Raw genomic sequence first — 18064 nt, 5'->3', positions numbered from 1 at the left:
TTGAAAGCCTAGGTTTAGAAGTGCAGACCGGTGTGGCAAAAACGGGTGTGGTAGCTATTTTAGACTCGGGCAAGCCAGGCCCTGTCGTTGCATTACGTGCAGACATGGACGGACTTCCTGTAAAAGAGCAAAACGATTTGTCCTACCGCTCAAAGCAGATGGGCGAATACAACGGAAAAGAAGTGCCGGTTATGCACGCCTGTGGTCACGATACTCACATGGCAATGCTCATGGGCGCGGCAAAAATTCTTACCGAAATTAAGGGCGACCTGAAAGGTAAAGTGAAGTTTATCTTTCAGCCAGCAGAAGAGGGCGCACCCGCTGGAGAAAAAGGCGGTGCGGAAGTTATGGTCGCTGAAGGTGTACTTAAGAACCCTGATGTAGACGCTATTTTTGGCCTGCATATCAATGCTAATACCGATGTGGGTAAAGTGCGTTATAACGCGGGTGGCACCATGGCCGCGGTAGACCCATTTAAAATTGTTATTCACGGTAAGCAAGCCCACGGCGCTTATCCTTGGAAGAGTGTTGATCCAGTGGTTACCGCTGCGCAAATGATCATGTCAATTCAGACCATAGTAAGTCGTGAGTTGAAATTGATTGACGATGCAGCGGTGGTGTCTATTGGCTCTATTCACGGCGGTAACCGTTCAAACATCATTCCAAATGAAGTAGAAATGGTTGGCACAATTCGTACGCTCAATGAAGCCGCTCGCGATCACATTTACGAGTCGCTTCCGCGCAAAGTAAAGGCTATTGCTGAAAGTATGGGCGCAGAAGCAGAACTTACGCTACCGCTAGATTACTATTACCCCATTACGTACAACGACCCAGAGCTTACAAAAGCCATGCTGCCTACTATGCAGCGTACCGCAGGCGTTGAAAATACGCTGCTTTCTAAACCGGTCACGGGGGCGGAAGACTTTTCATTTTTCCAAGAACAAATTCCAGGTTTATATGTTTGGGTAGGCGGTAAGCCATTGGACGTGTCTGAAGAAGATAGCCCTGCTCATCACACACCGGAATTTTATGTTGATGATGAAGGCATGAAATTAGGCGTGAAGCTTCTAACGAACTTTACCCTAGATTACATGGCTCAACACTAAATCTATCCGCCGGAGACATGCGTTGAAAATTGGCAGTATTTCATTTTCTTTTTCATGGTCTCTGGCCCTTCAAGCACTGCTTGTATGTGTGTTAGGTGCGGGTCTTAATGCTCTCAACCCACCCTTTGATAGCACAGGGATAGCTACATTTGGCATAGGTGCGGCAGTCTACGCTTCACTTCGGTTTTCTCCTTTTATTTCCATTCCTATTGCACTGGTTGTCAGCCTTCCCTTATGGCTTAACGACGGGAGCATAGTTGGAAAAGAAAGCCTTACTCTACTGCCTATCGTGCTTAGCTTTTTTGGCTATAACAAGTCGCTTAAACAGGTGATAAAAGTAGGCGCAGGCTTTTGGTCTATTGTCTTTCTGCCCATTCTCGTTTTAGAGCATTCTCTTTATGATGGCGATAACGCAAATATGCTGTTTTCGGGTGTGCTGGTCACCTGGGTAAGCGGTGTATTTGGTCTTGTAACCGGACACTTTTCGTATTTGGCAGTCCACGGGCTTAAGCGACAAACATCAAGTAAGTCCGAGCGGGTTACGCTGCACTTTCTTTTTGGGTACTTCTTTTCCGGTTGCTTCTTCGTTGCTTCCATGGCAGTAATTTATTTGTCGGTAAGTCTGTTTCAACAACAGCAAGAAAGACAAATTCACAGTTACATGTCGCAGCGGGTGAATGTGCTGGAGTTCCAACTTTCGAATTTTATTCAGCAACACCAAAGTGCCATTATTAGTGCAGCGCAAGTGTTATCTAGCGAGGTATCAAACAGCGATTTCGATAATGCAGCGGTGACAAATTTGCGGGTGTTGGCATCGCACAATCCAGAATTTTTGACCTTCCTCATTGCAGATGACAATGGCGATCTTACCCACGCTTACCCGCCTAGCCTGTTGGATAAGGCAAGACAAAGCGGCTTGTCAAATGTGGCTTACAGGCCGTATTTCTTTGAAGTCATGCAGACAGGTAAACCATTCCTTTCAAATGTATTTCAAGGCCGAGGTTTTGGTAACGATCCAATTGTAGCCTTGTCAGCTCCTATTACAGATGCAGATGGCACTCCAAAAGGTATTGTAGAGGGCTCTTTATCGTTAAAGAGCTTTTCTGCTATTGATAACTTAAGCTTAGGTGGTTTTTTGATGCTCATTGAGGATCAAAAAGGCGAAGTTATCTATGCATCTAAAGGCCTGAAGATGAAGCCACTCACTAAAGCACCTTTTTATATTTGTGAACCTGATTGTGCTGTTGAGGTGGAGAACGGGCCTCAGGGGAAAACATGGTTGAGGTTAGCGAAAGATATGCCTTTTGCTAGCTGGAAAGTTAGCTATTACTTCGACAAACGACTGTTAATGGCATCAATGAGTAATTATTTGCTAAAAGACTTACTGCTGCTATTGGCATTATCTGCATTTGGAACATTCACCGGATACGTAGTCGCAAAAATGGTCGGCGCGCCTATTCGTCGCCTTGTTCGCTATATTGCCGAATTCGACCCTACACAAAAAGAAGTTGTTAAAGCACCACAAAGGGCACTGCACATTCAAGAGCTCTCGTCGCTAAGCGATGAGTTCGTGAGTTTAGAAGCCCGATTGCTCGATGCATTTGAAGAGCTAAAGGTTGCAAGAGAAGTAGAGCAAAGCCTGAATGTCGAGCTAGGGGAATTGAATCAGTCTTTGGAAAAGCGCATAGAAGAGAAAACCGAGCACCTTGCGTTAGCGCTTAAAGAAGCGGAAGCCGCGAATGTGGCGAAAACGCAGTTTCTCGCCAACATGAGTCACGAGATTAGAACGCCAATGAACGGCATTATTGGCTCATGTGAATTGATGCTCGAGAATGAGTTGCCGGAAAATGTTTCGGCTAGAGCCAAAACAATTTCACGCTCTGCTAGCAATTTACTTATCATCCTAGACAGTATCTTAGATTGGTCGAAGATTGAATCGGGTAAAATGCTTACCGATATTCAAAGCTGTGCCATTCGCGAGTTACTTGAAGCTTCTTGTGACCTCTACCGTCACGCTGCGCAAGTAAAAGGGTACGATATTGCTTTGTATATTAATCAGGGCGTACCTAACGCACTGAACATTGATGCAGGGAAGGTGAGCCAAATCATCAATAACTTACTTAGTAACGCGATTAAGTTCACCAGCGATGGTGTTGTGACGGTTAACGTCAGCTATGCCCACCAAGGACTTAAAATTTCGGTTACCGATACGGGAATAGGCATTGCTCCCAACAAACTACACCTTATTTTTGATAAGTTTGAGCAAGCCGATCCGTCCACTACTCGGAATTTTGGTGGCACAGGATTAGGTTTGGCCATTTCTAAAGGTTTGGTTGAGCTTCTTGGTGGTGAGCTTTATGTTGAAAGTGAACTGGGTAAAGGAACAAGCTTTACCTTCCACATTCCTGCCACAGTAAGTGAAGAAAAAGAGCATGCAGAAAGTGAGGTGATTCCGTCACTACCTGATGGATTACGGGTTTTGTTGGCTGAAGACAACGACATTAATGCTGAAATCGTCATGGACATGCTCAAATCGTCCAACATCAAATGTATTAGAACGAAAAACGGGCAAGATGCTGTTAAGGCCGAGAAGAGGCACGATTTCGACGTAATTTTAATGGATTGCCAAATGCCGATCATGGATGGTCATACAGCATCGAAACTTATTCGAAGTGAAGGCAGAAATAAGGACTCGGTCAGGATCATCGCCTTAACCGCCAATGCGTTTATCGAAGACAAAAATGCCTGCTTAGAAGCAGGCATGAATGCGCATTTAAGTAAGCCTATTCGCAAGCAGGTTCTATTTGACTGTATTGCCCGTGAACTTGCTAGCGTTTGAGGCTACATCAGTGTTATCGCTCGGCGCTTCGCTAACGAATCGCAGTACAATATACCCTAAGCACGCCGAGACAAGAGAGCCGGTTAAAATGCCCACACGCTCGTCAAAAATTTGATTGATACCTGTCTGTGCAAAGGCCAGTCCCCCAATAAATAAGCTCATTGTAAAGCCAACGCCGCAAAGTAGCGCACAGCCATAGATATGCTTGAAGTTAAGATCCTCTGGTAACTTAGCCAGCTTTAACTTCACCATTAAGTAGCAAAAACCGAATACGCCAATTTGTTTACCCACAACCAAGCCAAGAAAGATCCCAAAGGTAACAGGATGGAAAATACCCTCCGGACTGATGTTACCAAAACTTATGCCGGCGTTAGCGAAGGCGAATAAAGGTAGGATTGCGAAACTCACCGAGCCATTCAAACCGTGCTCTAGTCGCGTTACCGGAGAATAAGATTCGTCTTTCTCATCCCGCATAGGAATAAAGCCAGCAAGTACGACACCTGCCAGTGTGGCGTGAACGCCTGACTTCAACATGGCTACCCACAGAATGATTCCCACAAAAACATAAGGCGGAATATCTACCACATTGCGTTTATTCATTTGCCACAACAGCAATAAACAACCTGCAGCAATATACAGCGCACCCGCGGTAATGTGCTCGGTGTAAAACAGGGCAATAATTACGATAGCACCGATATCGTCAATAATAGCCAGGGTGACTAAGAAAACTTTCAGGCTCGTAGGTACTCGACTACCTAGTAGCGCCAAAATACCTAACGCAAACGCGATGTCAGTAGCGGCGGGAATTGCCCACCCTGCAATGGCTACGGGGTTGTCCCAGTTAATGCCTACGTAAATCAAGGCGGGTAGTGCCATACCACCTACAGCACCCGCTGCGGGTAAAATAATATCTTTGGGATTGGCCAATTCACCTTCGCAGATTTCCCGCTTCAGTTCCAGACCCACGTGAAAAAAGAACACCGCCATTAACCCGTCGTTAATCCACAGCAATAATGGCTTATCGATAGCCCACGTACCGGCTGATATTTGTACCGGCATACTGATTAAATGATCGTAAAGCGTATCTAGGGGAGAATTAGCAATAATGAGCGCAAGAATCGTTGCACCCATTAACAATATGCCGGGAGCGGCTTCGCGATTTAAGAAGTCAGAGACCACGTCTTGTACTTCTTCTATCACCTCATCAAGTACGTCGGGTTCGTGTTTATCTGTCATCAATAACCTCTAACGCCCGTTCATGGTCAACGTCGCAAAATGTGGAAATAAAAGCGTTCGTTAATCCGTGTAGTCAGGCAACTTTTCTACATAAATTAATTATAGTTAATACGACTGACAGCGAAGAGATAGATCACCCTTATAAGAGAGTAGCTTCAACAACCCTTAAGCGAGTGGCGCTATAATTGACGCCATTTACGGTGGGATTTTGAACGGTTTTACGCTACAATCGCGGCCTTTCCAAGGTTGTCCACTTTACCTACCCCGAGGATCTCTAGATGGCAAAAGTCGCGATTGTAATGGGTTCAACTTCAGACTGGCCTACTATGCAGCAGGCCGCAAAAATGCTGAAGTCGTTTGGTGTTGAATTTGAAGCGAAGGTGGTGTCCGCGCACCGTACACCCAACTTGCTAGTAGAGTTTGCAGAAAGCGCTGCAGATGAAGGTTTTAGCGCAATCATTGCTGGCGCAGGCGGCGCAGCTCACTTACCGGGTATGATTGCTGCACACACGCATTTACCTGTGTTTGGCTGCCCGGTTAAATCAAAGGCGCTCAATGGATTAGACTCACTGCTTTCTATCGTTCAAATGCCGAAAGGTGTTGCGGTAGGTACACTGGCAATAGGTGAGGCTGGTGCAGCAAATGCGGGTCTTCTCGCGGCACAAGTTGTTGCGCTGCAAGACGAAAGCGTACGCAATGCCGTTATCGCTTTTAGAAAATCGCAAACTGATACGGTACTTGCTTCAAGCAATACGTTGGAGCTAGATGAATGAGAGTAGTCGTTTACGGCGCAGGCCAACTTGCTCAAATGATGTACCTGGCGGGAAGCCCGTTAGGTATTGACGTTCAAGCTGTGGACGTAAACAACGATACCGTTGTACATCCAGTTAGCAAAACCCCTCTTGAAATCTCACTTACTCAAGCACTAGAAGGTGCAGATGCTCTTACCGTAGAATTTGAGCATGTACCTGAAAGGCTTCTTGAAGACGCGGCGAAAACAAACAAGTTGATGCCAAATATTGACAGCATTCTTGTTGGCGCCGATCGCGTACGTGAGAAAAAGCTGCTTGAAAGCATGCAGGTGGCAAATTGTGAGCACCACATAGTTACCGACCTTGCCCAGTTAGACGATTGCGTAAAGCAGTTGGGTGGCAAACTCATTCTTAAGGCTAGCCGCGATGGCTATGACGGATATGGTCAATGGCGTTTAAGTGATGAGGCTGACTTACCTGAACTAAAAAATGCACTTCAGGGATTAGATTTGCAGACCGTGCCTTTAGTGGTTGAAAAAATGGTGGCTTTCGACAGAGAGTTGTCATTAATCGGTGTACGCAATGCTAATGGCGACGTACGCACCTATCCACTTGCTGAAAATTTGCATCACCAAGGTCAACTTCATGTGTCGGTTGCACCAGCGACTAACGTTGATGACGCACTTCAGGCCCAGGCTCACGATATTTTTGTGAAACTTGCTGAGGGTATGAACTACGTCGGTGTGCTGGCTGTGGAACTATTCCAAGTAGGCGACAAGCTACTTGTAAACGAACTTGCTCCTCGTGTACATAACTCTGGGCACTGGAGCCAGTCGGGCGCTGTAACCAGCCAGTTTGAAAATCACTTACGTGCAGTCTGTGGATTGCCTCTTGGTGACACGTCAGCCATTGGCCCAAGCGCTATGGTCAACATTATTGGTTGCAGCAGCTTCTCGCGCGATTTGCTAAGCATCGATGGTAGTCATCTTCACTGGTACGGAAAATCTGTTCGTGAAAAGCGCAAGATGGGACACATCAATGTCACCACGAATAGTTATGAAAGCTTGGGTGAAAAGCTCATGGCATTGAGCAAATATTTACCGCTTGAGTACTTCCCAAAATTAGTTGGTGAAGCAACGCGATTAAAAGGTTGACACCCACGCGTTTATCGCTAGAATACGCATCCGCTGTCTAGGCAGCGGTTTTTAAAGTGTGCCGACTTAGCTCAGTTGGTAGAGCAACTGACTTGTAATCAGTAGGTCGCCAGTTCGATTCCGGCAGTCGGCACCATTTTTCTTTTTTCCTATGCCAATCTTACGTACACTTGCTTACGGGTATTCATTCGGAGCAGACTGTATGTCATTTTTTTCCAAATCACTTAAACCGTTAGTTATCGTAACTGGCTTATTTTCTTTAAGCATGTCTGCGACTATTTACGCGCATGGCAATGACCATGATAACCATCACATGCCAAAAGAGCAGCACAAGCACGCCAGTAAGCAATCAGAAGTAATGGTAATGAATGGTTATGCCAGAGCGACCTTTGCTTTGGCAAAAACCGGCGCAGTGTACTTTACTTTGCATAATCATAGTGACAGCGATAAAACACTGAGGTCTGTTTCAGTATCAAGCGATGTAGCAAGTGAAGCGCAAATCCACACAACGGTGATGGAGGAAGACGTGATGAAAATGCGTGAGCTAACTGACGGCGTTATAATAAAAGCGGGCGAAATGGTCTCTTTTGAATCAGGCGGCCGTCATATCATGTTGATGGGGCTGACCAAAGGATTAGAAGAGGGCAGCGAAGTAGCACTAACCCTCACATTTAGCGATGGGAGCGAACTACCGGTTTTGCTACCTGTTAAAAAAGAAGCGGGCGAAAGCCACCATCACCACCATTAATAGAGTGGCTGAGGCAGAATGTATAAAGTCATCGATTAATGCGATGAATGCAATCAACTAAACCGTTAATCTAAATCGAAATTTCTGTAGTACTATTAACTTATATTATTTAAACCAAGATTTTTCAGCGCCGATGAATGGACTGAAGGTAAATCTAAAAAGGGTTTTAACGTTAAGGAGTGTGACATGAGCAAGATTGATATTGGTATTTCTGAGAGCGATCGTAACGCAGTAGCAGAAGGCCTTAAGAAGTTATTGGCCGACTCTTACACTTTGTACCTTCAAACGCATAATTTTCATTGGAACGTAGAAGGTCCGCAGTTCCGTGAATTGCACCTAATGTTTGAAGAGCATTACACAGAGCTTGCCGAAGCGGTAGACGAAATTGCAGAGCGTATTCGTACTCTAGGTGTTGCTGCACCGGGCACATATAAGTCGTTCGCTGAGCTTAGTTCAATTGAAGAAGTGGAAGGTGTACCTGAAGCGACGGAAATGGTGAGATTGTTAACTCACGGTCATGAGCAAGTTGTGAAAACCTGCCGTGAATCGTTAAAGCTAGCGCAAGACGCAGACGATGAGTCATCTGCAGCGTTAATTGGCGATCGTATGCGCGTTCATGAAAAAACTGCGTGGATGCTTCGTGCAACATTACCGAAGTAAATCGCTATATAAGTGCGGTGACAGTGATTTAACATAGGCTTAATCGGCCAGTCACCTTTATCGCATAAGCAAGTAAAATTATCACAAAGGGTACAGCAGCGCTGTGCCCTTTTTTGTATACTGCCTTCCACTAAGAATAATAGAAGAAGCCTGTGTGAACGCGCACACGGCTTTTTAAAATGAGGCTCCTAGCGATGAAACCATCAACTATTTTAGCTGTACCAATCAAACCTGTGAGCGCGCTAGCGCAGTCACTTACTTGTGTATTGGCGCTTACGATCAGCCAATCCGCTTTAGCTCACGGAGATCATAAACATGGCGAAGCGCATGAAATCACCGACAGCGATATTACCGTAACCACGCTCGCTGAAGGGCTTGTTCATCCTTGGGGAATGGCATTTTTGCCAAATGGCGATCTGCTAGTTACGGAACGTGAAGGTGGCATTCAGCGTTTATCAAAAGGCGGTAAGTTATCAGGACGTCTAGGTAATGTGCCTAAGGTGGTTGCGCAAAACCAAGGTGGTATGTTGGACATCGCTATCGACCCGGATTTTGCCAGCAACAACACTATCTACTTCTGTTACAGCAAAGCGAGTGAGGTTGAGGGCAAGCTGGGCAGCAGTAGCAGTGTTGCAAAGGCTAAGCTTACCGACTCAGGCCTTGAAAATGTTGACGTTATCTTTAGTGCCGACTCAATTGTGGATAACGGCTTTCACTTTGGCTGTCGTTTAGCGTTCGATGCTAAAAACCACTTGTACATCACCATGGGCGACCGCTACAAGTACATGAAAGAAGCGCAGAACACCGATAACCACTTCGGTAAAATTGTACGCATAAACCGTGACGGCAGCGCAGTAGAAGATAACCCATTCACAGACGGCAAAGCCCCTGAAATATTCAGCTATGGTCACCGCAACGTGCAAGGCGTTACTATTCATCCTGAAACTGGTGCGGTATGGGCGATGGAGCATGGCCCGAAAGGTGGTGATGAAATCAATATCCTTGAACGCGGTGCAAACTACGGTTGGCCTGTGATTACCTATGGTGTTGACTATAGTGGCGACATTATCAGCGACAAAACCCATATGGATGGCATGAAGCAGCCTTGGGTGTATTGGGACCCATCAATTGCGCCAAGCGGCCTAACGTTCTACCAAGGTGAAATGTTCAAAGAATGGAACGGGGATGTACTGGTGGGGTCGTTGAAGTTTACTCACCTTCGTCGCATAAAAGTAGAAGATGGAAAGCCCGCAAAGCAGTTTGAATATGTTCGTGACAATCACGCCCGTATTCGCGACGTTGAAGTTGGCCCAGAAGGTGCCATTTACTTACTGACCGATGCACCGAACGGCAAAGTATTAAAGCTAACCAAATAGCATAGTACCAGTCCGCATAGATAAGTGCTCACTCAGAAGGCGCTGGCAAGCTTCATAGCGAAGCGTGGGAATGCAGGAATGGCTGTTCCCTTTCAAATTCTGGTATAAGACGTAGAATGAGAAAAGGCGCCACTTCATTGTTATTGTAAAATGAAGTAAGCGCCTTTTTTATTTATAAGGACATCGGGTCTCGTATTGACTTATTCGCCGTCGTTATTCTTCTTGTAGCGTTCAAACCACGCCACAATATTTCCTACTTTCTGTATTAAGCGAGAAGGGCGGCTTGCAATGCCGTGTGAAGCCCCTGGAATTCGCACCATCGCAGCATCTACACCTTGTAACTTCAGCGCTTGATAATACTGCTCTGTCTCGCTAATTGGCGTACGGTGATCGGCTTCACCGGTTAGCAGCATAGTGGGTGTTACTACATTGCCCACTAAGCTCAAAGGGCTACGCTGCCAGAGTTTATCCGCGATAGTCCATGGCATATCTGCCATCCAATAGTTGCTGAAGTACGGGTATGCGTCGGCAGTCAATGAAAAGCTCATCCAGTTAATAACCGGCTTCGCCACAACAGCTGCACTAAAGCGGTCAGTTTTACCAATGGACCATGCGGTAAGGGTTCCGCCGCCTGAACCGCCAGTAATAAACAGATTCTCTGAATCTATATAGCCTTGCTTAACAACCGCGTCTACCACATCCATTAGGTCGTTATAATCTTCTGATGGGTAGTTATGGTGGATCAAATTACCAAAGTCTTCACCGTAAGAGCTACTGCCCCTTGGGTTGGACCATACAACCACATAACCTTGCGCGGCCATTAGCTGAATTTCCATGGCAAAGTGAGGGCCGTAGGCTGCATGTGGGCCGCCATGAATTTCTAAAATTAGCGGGTATTTTTTGCTGCTATCAAATCCTGGTGGCAAAGCAATCCATGCGTCGATAGGTAGCTCGTCCACACTTGATACTACGGAAAGGTCTTGTACTTCTGCCAGCGTTTTATGACCAAGTGCATCGCTGTTTAAATCGGTAAGTTGTGTATCGTCTTTGCCTTTTTTATAAAGCGCCAGGTCGCCAGGCACAGAGCGGCTTGCCGTGGTGTAAACAATATCGCCTTTATCACTAACTGCGAAGTCGCCCGACGTGTAAGGGCGTCCAAACGCTTGTCCACCTATGCTAACGTCGATAGGTTTCACATCGCCTTTCAGGTTCACTGCAGCAAGTTTCGTTTCGCCGTGATCAAGGTAAGAAAAGATTAATCCTCGGCTGTCTTTGCGCCACTCAAATTTGCCTAAGCTTCTATCTAGTGACGTAGTTAAGCGGCTGATGTCACCACTTTCAAGCTCAAGTACCACAAGGTCGCCATTCTGATAAGAAAGCTTTCTGTCGTTGAGCTGAGTAAATGCAAGGTATTTTCCGTCGGGACTCAAGGTTGGTCTACCTTCAGGCCCTTCGATATCGGTAACTTGTTCAACTGCCGCTGTATTCACATTCACTTTATAGATGTCGCTAAACAAAGGGTGCAGCGCGTAGTCTTCTCGTTGTGGTGTGGCAAAATAAATCCAGTCATTCTCTTTAGAGAAAGAAAGGGTGCCGCCGCTAGGGAATTTTCCAGTTGTTAACTGACGCGGCGTACCGCCTTCAACAGGCAGAACAAATATCTGGTCAAAGCCTTCACGCAAGTAGCCTCTTCCGTCACCTCTATACTGCACCGCATCAATATAGGTGCCCTGGTCAGCCCACTTTGCTCCTTTAGGCTTGCTCGGCATGCCGGTAAACAATGGCTTTTGCTTTTCTTCGGTAAACTGGGTGAAGGCTAAGGTTTTGCTGTCATGAGACCAGGTTAACTGACGAGGTGCTTCGCCGGTGTTGGTCAAGCGCACAGACTGCATGGTATCTAAGTAATAGAGATGGATTTGTGCGCGGCCGTTGACCGATTTTGTATATGCCACCATTTTACCGTTGGGCGATAAGGTAGCCTGTGACAAGTTTTCATCTACACCAATAAACGGGCGATGCTCACCGGATTTAATATTTACTTGCCAAAGTCGGCTTTGTCTTCCGTCAGTCATGACATCCATGCTCTGACGAGAATAAATTACCGTATCCTTATTAAGAAACTGTGGGTTGGCCACAAATTCTAAGTTAAAGGTGTCATCGTATGTCAGCGCATTTAAGCTAGTCGAATCAGAGGCGGATTCCTGCAATGCATTGGCCTGACTTATACCTAAAACCAATAGTGATAATGCAGTCGAGGTAACACATAAGCCTTTTCGTACTGGTCGAAAGGCGAAACGAGACGCAAACATAGTTGTTCCTTTTGTTATTGTTTTTTGCGCTGAGCGCGATAGGTAGAATGTTCGCTGTCGTGTGCTTAGCGTAAATCCTAACGCAAATGTAGCAACCTGCGAACGTTGTCTCTAACCATATCGCTTTCGTTTCTTTTATGTAAAGCGCGTGCGGTGAAGAGGCTGGATTGTCCGTTAAAATTACATATCCAACATTAAGCGCAACGTTTAACAACGCAGGGCGCTAGCAATGGCAGTTGTCATTATTAATAGAGGGCTGGCCGTCCTTTAAGTCATTTGAGCTTTATTCGCCTTTAAGGCTAATTTTGCCCACAAGAATATCTTTAAACATGACCCAGTCGCCCATTAGGCTGTAAAGCGGGTGTTTAAATGTCGCAGGGCGATTTTTCTCAAAGAAGAAATGACCTACCCAAGCGAAACCGTAACCTACTAGCGGAATAAACCACAGTAGCGACCAGCTAGCCATAAATACTGCTAGTGCTATAACGCCGAGAACCAGCCACGAGCCGATAAAATGAAGCGTGCGGCATGTACTATCTCTATGTTCATTTAAATAAAACGGGTAAAACTCTTTGAATGAAGCAAAATGCGTGTCAGCGCTTGTTTGTGTAGACATAAAACCCTCTCGGCCATAAGCATGTATTTTATAGAAGTAGAGTGACTTAGTAGCAGTAGTTTACACTACGTTAACATTCTATTCTGAAATAGATTGTCGTGAATACGACAAAAAGAGAATGAGTTTTTGCAAACATGCGTGCTCACTGGCGCAGATCAACAAAGTGGCGAATTAAGAAGCGCTTCCTAGTGCAAGGCGCGGTGACCAAAGATAGCCTACCTTAACCTTGTAATTTCAGGCCGTCTGCCCCATATTCCTCTCAATATAAGAAATTAAAGGCCTGCGTTATGGAAAATCTCGTTGCGAATAGCCAAGCAACCATCGTAGATATTACGGTAGAAAACTTTCAACAAATCATCATTGAAGCGTCGCAAGATAAGCTGGTGCTAATCGATTTTTGGGCAGATTGGTGCGAGCCCTGTAAAGACCTTATGCCTATTTTGGAAAAGCTGGCGGGCGAATATAGTCAGCACTTGATCCTGGCTAAAGTAGACTGCGAAGCCCAGCAAGAAGTCGCTGCACAGTTTGGTATTAGAAGTCTACCAACGGTGATGGTGGTGCAAAATGGTCAGCCTGTTGACGGCTTTGCGGGTGTGCAACCTGAGCAGCAAATTCGCGAAATGCTCGCTAAATATTTGCCTAATCCTGAAGACGATCTACTTGCCACTGCTGGCAAAGCGATTCAGCAAGGTGATTATGCAGAGGCACTGCCCGCAGCTAAAGAAGCCCTAGCGCTTAACCCAGATAACGTAAACGCTAAATATATGCTTATTGATTGCTATATCGAGACCGGATCTATCGATACAGCCAAAGCGTTATTGGAAGAAATTAAGTTGGTTGATCAAGACTCTCGCTATAAGAGCTTAGCGGGAAAAATTGAATTGGCAGAACAAGCCGCCGACACTCCTGAAATTCGTCAGCTTCAAGCAGAGGTAGAAGCGAACCCAGACGACTTGCAGCTTAAAGTTGATTTAGCGGTACAGTTGCAGCAAGCGAACAAAGCACAAGATGCACTAGAGCTTCTTTATAGTGTGTTAAAGAAAGAACTTGGGTTTGGCGACGCCAGAAAGCTAATGATGGATATGGTGAATGCGCTTGCCGACGGCGACCCGTTGAAGTCGGAATACCGCCGAAAAGTTTACAGCTTATTGTATTAACAACGTCAGCATTTTAGCGGCTGTCGTAGGGGACAATGAGTCGAGTCTGACTTTGATAAATTGACTGTACGAGGTTCGTGCTGGTACTTGCAGGTGAACGAGAACGCATACTGACGAGTGTCAACGTGTGTATTTCTAATTCGATTGCTGTATTTATTTAGGCGAGAGAATAGGGGAGAACCCCTCTTTGTGCAGCCAATTAAGTGCTTCGAAATACTTTTGAAAATAATCGCGCTCGTAGTTAGCTGATTCAGCGTCACGGTGCTTAGATGGGTGGGTTCGTTCTAATTGGGCCCGCCTAACCATTCCGGTATCCAGCACGTAAGCTGAGCGTGTGAGCCCTCGCGAAATGTTCACCTTTATTGCTTCTGCTAAACGGGTTTGGCATTCAGGCGTAGAAAGCACCCAGCGGCGTCCGTCCATTAGGGCAGCCCAAGGCTTATTGTCGAACTTAGCGATAAGTTCATGCATTTCTTCTATAAAAAACTCTGTCGTTTTCAGGTTCCACGCCCCGGTTGCAAACACCTCAAGTACGTTACCTGAGACATCCAATGAATAATTTCCGTATTTAGGAAAACGCATAAAATACCTTTAATGTTTGTCTGCGTGGAACAGACGGAGCTTGCTAACTCGGCTAACAAAAACATCTTGCCTCTATAGGGTATAGCAGAGTTCTTAAAATTTGCTGTGATTGTGTTTATATAAGAAATATCACTAAGCACGTCGATTTGGGCAAAACAATTTACACTTAATTTGTAAATAAATGTTTTGTTGCAGGCGCAGATTCATGCGAAAAAGGTAGAAATTTGATAGGGTTTACGCAGTTTTTATATTGGGCAATAGAGCATGGCATATCAGCATTTTTATACGGGTTTTCTTAATGCGAACAAAGGTAAACAGCATTATGCATGTCACAGCCACTACTTTTGGCCCGACTGCACGCGTGATGCAATGCTCAACTACTGGGATGACAGCGCTAAGTATGTTGACGAAAAATGGGGATATTTCTTCCAAACTTTAGTGCCAGAGCTACAGCAGCGCATTAGCAACATACTGAACACTGGAGCACCACAGCAAATCGTTTTTGCGCCCAATACCCATGAGCTGCTTTATCGCGTAATGAGCTGCATCGATAGTGCTGCGCCTTATAAAGTAGTGTCGACAGACAGCGAGTTTCACAGTTTTCAGCGCCAAGCGAGTAGGATGCAAGAGCAGGGTGCGATAGAACTTATTACCGTACCTACTAAACCCTACGATACGTTTGCGTCGCGCTTTAAAGCCGCCATTGCCGAACACGATCCCGAGCTGGTTTTCTTTAGTCAGGTGTTTTTTAATTCCGGATACGTGGTGAACGATGTCACAGATATCGTAAATAGCGTAACTAACGACAATACCCTTATTGTGGTTGATGGCTATCACGGGTTTATGGCAAAGCCTACCGATATAGCGGACATTGCCCACCGAGCCTTTTATCTTGCCGGTAGTTACAAATATGCTCAGGCAGGAGAGGGGGCATGTTTTGCGCACGTACCCGTGGGCTGTGAGCTAAGACCCGCATATACAGGCTGGTTTGCAGAGTTTGGCGAGCTAGATAAGCCTCGCAAGGTTGGCGGCAAAGACAGCGTTCAATATAGTCTAGATGGAATGCGCTTTGCTGGTGCGACCATGGATTTTACCGCGCTCTACAGATTAAGAGCCGTGCTTCGCATGTTCGACGACAATGGCATTGATGTAGCCACAGTTAACGAATATATAATGGGCATGCAGCGCACATTTCTAGAGAAACTTGCTACCTGCAACCATCCCTTGCTAAACGAAAAACATCTAGCAGTAAGTGATGAAGCAAACCGAGGGCATTTTCTTACCTTTGAATTAGATAGTGCCGATGAAACAAAAGCCCTTGCTTCAGCGCTTAAAGAGCACCATATCCTTACCGATTTTAGAGGAAACCGCTTACGGTTTGGTTTTGGTCTGTACCACACCCCTGAGTACATTGATTTAACCGCACTGAATCAGAAAGCGTAAGTCGTTGCTTTAAACATACGTAAATATTAACGTCACACTTATTTAAGGATAGTTTTATGGAGTGGCTACTACCCGCTTTAGCGTTGGTACTTATTATAGAAGGAATAGGGCCGCTTCTTTTTCCTAATAAATGGCGCAATTATTTACTTCAGATAAGCCAACAGCCCAGCAATCAACTGCGTCAAATTGGCGGAACCCTTGTGATAATAGGCGCACTACTGCTGTTTTATTTCAGTTGAGTTAGCGCCCAGATCTATGCATTAAGAGGCGTGAAGCGATGTGAAAACGGACCTCATCAAACACTGCCACACGCTTTACCATAATACATAGTACGAAAAGGAGCGCGACTTTACCGTTGACTGAAAAGTGTGCTCTTAAACCTGTATTCAACATTCAGAGGTATATTTTCAGCCCTTTGAATACCTCATTAGCTTTTAAGCATCCAATGCCCGCGAATAATAGCAAAACGTTATATAAATGGGGCGTAGCGCAGACTGCGATAGACCGTCTGTTCAGCTTTTTTACCAGGTAATGTTTAGAAAGCTTTAAAAATTAGCGTCTTAGAATGTTTGTGCTGAAAAATAAGAAGCCAAGCCTTATTTCAAAAAGGCTCGAGCGGCAGTGGGTCATCTTTGTGATTTCAAAAATAAAAATAAAATAGTCGTATTTTTGTTCGAAAAAGAGATGATCCTTGCCCTAGAATTTTGTAGAATCCCCGCCTAATTTTCTTACACATATGATTCATGGCAAAGAACGTTGTGGTACTCGGCACTCAATGGGGTGACGAGGGTAAAGGCAAGGTCGTAGACCTACTCACTGATCGCGCAAAATATGTTGTTCGTTACCAAGGCGGACACAATGCAGGTCACACTCTAGTAATCGACGGTGAAAAAACCGTACTTCACTTAATCCCATCAGGCATCCTACGCGATAATGTTACCTGTATTATTGGTAACGGTGTTGTGCTAAGCCCTGACGCACTAATGAAAGAAATGACTATGCTTGAAGAGCGTGGCGTTCCAGTGCGCGAGCGATTAAAGATTAGTGAAGCTTGTCCGCTTATTCTTCCTTATCACATTGCACTAGACGTAGCGCGCGAAAAAGCCCGCGGCGCAAAAGCAATTGGTACAACTGGTCGTGGTATCGGTCCAGCGTATGAAGATAAAGTAGCCCGTCGTGGATTACGCGTTGGCGACTTGTTTAATGCAGAAGACTTCGCAGCAAAGCTAAAAGAAGTGCTAGACGTGCATAACTTCACGCTTACTCAGTACTATGGCGAAGAAGCAGTAGACTTTGATGAAACCTTAAAAGGTGCAATGGAAGTTGCTGACATTCTTAAAGCAATGGTTGTTGATGTAACTGACGAACTAGATAAAGCACACAATGCTGGCTTGCCTATTATGTTTGAAGGTGCACAAGGTACACTTCTAGACATCGATCACGGTACTTATCCTTATGTTACGTCCTCAAACACTACCGTTGGTGGTGTAGCAACGGGTGCTGGCTTTGGCCCACTTAAGCTAGATTACGTACTGGGTATTGTTAAAGCATACACTACGCGTGTAGGCTCAGGTCCTTTCCCTACTGAACTAGAATGTGAAGTAGGCCAACACTTAGGTGTTAAAGGTCACGAGTTTGGCGCGACCACAGGTCGTAAGCGCCGTACAGGTTGGTTCGATGCAGTTGCGATGAAACGCGCAGTACAAATTAACTCTATTACAGGTTTCTGTTTAACCAAGCTTGACGTGCTAGACGGCCTTGAAAGCCTTCAAATTTGTGTAGGCTACAAAGATGCAGACGGCAACGTGAAAGACGTTCCACCTATGGCGGCTGACGGTTACGAGAAAGTAACGCCAGTATATGAAGAAATGCCAGGTTGGACAGACAACACCTTTGGTGTAACTGAGTTTGAAGCGCTTCCACAAGCTGCGAAAAACTACATTAAGCGCCTTGAAGAGCTAACAGGTGTGCCGGTTGATATCGTTTCAACAGGCCCTGACAGAAACGAAACTATCGTTTTACGCAGCCCATACGACGCGTAATAGTTTCACATTAAATATGTTTAAAAGCCCAGTGTTCACTGGGC

General features: G+C 45.5%; 15 protein-coding genes and 1 tRNA gene. 12 read left to right on the top strand and 4 right to left on the bottom strand.

The window, feature by feature from the left end:
* Positions 1–1106, top strand: a 1106-nt coding sequence (locus tag ACFI6J_RS20145; RefSeq protein ID WP_462586351.1) for an amidohydrolase, incomplete at its 5' end; no start/stop codon positions are given.
* Positions 1107–1128: 22 nt separating this feature from the next.
* Complete coding sequence (locus ACFI6J_RS20140; RefSeq protein ID WP_156085868.1) at positions 1129–3945, top strand: ATP-binding protein; 2817 nt, start codon at positions 1129–1131, stop codon at positions 3943–3945.
* Here the strand turns inward: ACFI6J_RS20140 and nhaA are convergent.
* Complete coding sequence (nhaA, locus tag ACFI6J_RS20135) at positions 3907–5181, bottom strand: Na+/H+ antiporter NhaA (protein ID WP_014948097.1); 1275 nt, start codon at positions 5179–5181, stop codon at positions 3907–3909. The genes ACFI6J_RS20140 and nhaA overlap by 39 nt on opposite strands.
* 278 nt (positions 5182–5459) lie before the next feature.
* On the opposite strand from nhaA, the gene purE reads away from it, so the two are divergent.
* The 6 genes from purE to ACFI6J_RS20105 all read left to right on the top strand — a co-directional run bounded on the left by purE (position 5460) and on the right by ACFI6J_RS20105 (position 9871).
* On the top strand, positions 5460–5954 hold the full coding sequence (gene purE, locus ACFI6J_RS20130; protein WP_014948098.1) for a 5-(carboxyamino)imidazole ribonucleotide mutase: 495 nt from the start codon (positions 5460–5462) through the stop codon (positions 5952–5954).
* Positions 5951–7087, top strand: coding sequence for a 5-(carboxyamino)imidazole ribonucleotide synthase (locus ACFI6J_RS20125; RefSeq protein WP_462557895.1), 1137 nt, complete (start codon positions 5951–5953; stop codon positions 7085–7087). Before purE ends, ACFI6J_RS20125 begins: the two co-directional genes overlap by 4 nt.
* Positions 7088–7147: 60 nt before the next feature.
* Positions 7148–7223: transfer RNA gene (locus tag ACFI6J_RS20120), tRNA-Thr, on the top strand.
* Between the two features lie 66 nt (positions 7224–7289).
* Positions 7290–7835: a copper chaperone PCu(A)C gene (locus ACFI6J_RS20115; protein ID WP_462557897.1), complete on the top strand. Its 546-nt coding sequence runs from the start codon at positions 7290–7292 to the stop codon at positions 7833–7835.
* Positions 7836–8021: 186 nt separating this feature from the next.
* A complete protein-coding gene (locus ACFI6J_RS20110; protein ID WP_014948101.1) occupies positions 8022–8495 on the top strand; it encodes a Dps family protein in 474 nt (157 codons plus the stop codon).
* A 194-nt stretch (positions 8496–8689) separates the two neighbouring features.
* Entirely contained in the window at positions 8690–9871 is a 1182-nt protein-coding gene (locus tag ACFI6J_RS20105; protein WP_168533618.1) for a PQQ-dependent sugar dehydrogenase, read from the top strand.
* 200 nt (positions 9872–10071) lie between these two features.
* Here the strand turns inward: ACFI6J_RS20105 and ACFI6J_RS20100 are convergent, their stop codons facing one another.
* Positions 10072–12180, bottom strand: a complete 2109-nt coding sequence (locus ACFI6J_RS20100) for a S9 family peptidase (RefSeq protein ID WP_462586350.1) — start codon at positions 12178–12180, stop codon at positions 10072–10074.
* Between the two features lie 283 nt (positions 12181–12463).
* Positions 12464–12796 carry an Mpo1-like protein gene (locus ACFI6J_RS20095; RefSeq protein WP_014948104.1) on the bottom strand — a complete coding sequence of 111 codons (333 nt, stop codon included), beginning with the start codon at positions 12794–12796 and terminating at the stop codon, positions 12464–12466.
* A gap of 287 nt (positions 12797–13083) precedes the next feature.
* Here ACFI6J_RS20095 and trxA point away from each other — a divergent pair, with 287 nt between their 5' ends.
* The gene (trxA, locus tag ACFI6J_RS20090; protein WP_052234818.1) at positions 13084–13953 is read left to right on the top strand and encodes a thioredoxin; all 870 of its coding nucleotides are present in this window, start codon (positions 13084–13086) and stop codon (positions 13951–13953) included.
* A 153-nt stretch (positions 13954–14106) separates the two neighbouring features.
* On the opposite strand, the gene ACFI6J_RS20085 is transcribed toward trxA, so the two are convergent.
* Positions 14107–14535 carry a hypothetical protein gene (locus ACFI6J_RS20085; protein WP_014948106.1) on the bottom strand — a complete coding sequence of 143 codons (429 nt, stop codon included), beginning with the start codon at positions 14533–14535 and terminating at the stop codon, positions 14107–14109.
* A gap of 264 nt (positions 14536–14799) precedes the next feature.
* Between ACFI6J_RS20085 and ACFI6J_RS20080 the strand changes: the two genes are divergently transcribed.
* The 3 genes from ACFI6J_RS20080 (at position 14800) to ACFI6J_RS20070 (ending at position 18020) form a co-directional block, all read left to right on the top strand.
* On the top strand, positions 14800–15978 hold the full coding sequence (locus tag ACFI6J_RS20080; RefSeq protein WP_321825108.1) for an aminotransferase class V-fold PLP-dependent enzyme: 1179 nt from the start codon (positions 14800–14802) through the stop codon (positions 15976–15978).
* 56 nt (positions 15979–16034) lie between these two features.
* Entirely contained in the window at positions 16035–16217 is a 183-nt protein-coding gene (locus ACFI6J_RS20075) for a DUF2065 domain-containing protein (RefSeq protein WP_014948108.1), read from the top strand.
* A gap of 504 nt (positions 16218–16721) precedes the next feature.
* Positions 16722–18020: an adenylosuccinate synthase gene (locus ACFI6J_RS20070; RefSeq protein ID WP_014948109.1), complete on the top strand. Its 1299-nt coding sequence runs from the start codon at positions 16722–16724 to the stop codon at positions 18018–18020.
* Positions 18021–18064: the final 44 nt, after the last annotated feature.

The sequence above is a fragment of the Alteromonas sp. G4i13 genome (genome assembly GCF_054960505.1).
Note: the sequence above shows the minus strand (reverse complement) of the source record. Positions and strands in the feature narration are given on the sequence as shown.

Bases quoted from the DNA above. Each gene is read 5' to 3' on its own strand.
- ACFI6J_RS20125 (WP_462557895.1), top strand. From the start codon at position 5,951: ATGAGAGTAGTCGTTTACGGCGCAGGCCAACTTGCTCAAATGATGTAC.
- ACFI6J_RS20105 (WP_168533618.1), top strand. From the start codon at position 8,690: ATGAAACCATCAACTATTTTAGCTGTACCAATCAAACCTGTGAGCGCG.
- ACFI6J_RS20110 (WP_014948101.1), top strand. From the start codon at position 8,022: ATGAGCAAGATTGATATTGGTATTTCTGAGAGCGATCGTAACGCAGTA.
- nhaA (WP_014948097.1), bottom strand. From the start codon at position 5,181: ATGACAGATAAACACGAACCCGACGTACTTGATGAGGTGATAGAAGAA.
- ACFI6J_RS20115 (WP_462557897.1), top strand. From the start codon at position 7,290: ATGTCATTTTTTTCCAAATCACTTAAACCGTTAGTTATCGTAACTGGC.
- trxA (WP_052234818.1), top strand. From the start codon at position 13,084: ATGGAAAATCTCGTTGCGAATAGCCAAGCAACCATCGTAGATATTACG.
- ACFI6J_RS20080 (WP_321825108.1), top strand. From the start codon at position 14,800: ATGGCATATCAGCATTTTTATACGGGTTTTCTTAATGCGAACAAAGGT.
- ACFI6J_RS20075 (WP_014948108.1), top strand. From the start codon at position 16,035: ATGGAGTGGCTACTACCCGCTTTAGCGTTGGTACTTATTATAGAAGGA.
- ACFI6J_RS20100 (WP_462586350.1), bottom strand. From the start codon at position 12,180: ATGTTTGCGTCTCGTTTCGCCTTTCGACCAGTACGAAAAGGCTTATGT.
- ACFI6J_RS20085 (WP_014948106.1), bottom strand. From the start codon at position 14,535: ATGCGTTTTCCTAAATACGGAAATTATTCATTGGATGTCTCAGGTAAC.
- ACFI6J_RS20070 (WP_014948109.1), top strand. From the start codon at position 16,722: ATGGCAAAGAACGTTGTGGTACTCGGCACTCAATGGGGTGACGAGGGT.
- purE (WP_014948098.1), top strand. From the start codon at position 5,460: ATGGCAAAAGTCGCGATTGTAATGGGTTCAACTTCAGACTGGCCTACT.
- ACFI6J_RS20095 (WP_014948104.1), bottom strand. From the start codon at position 12,796: ATGTCTACACAAACAAGCGCTGACACGCATTTTGCTTCATTCAAAGAG.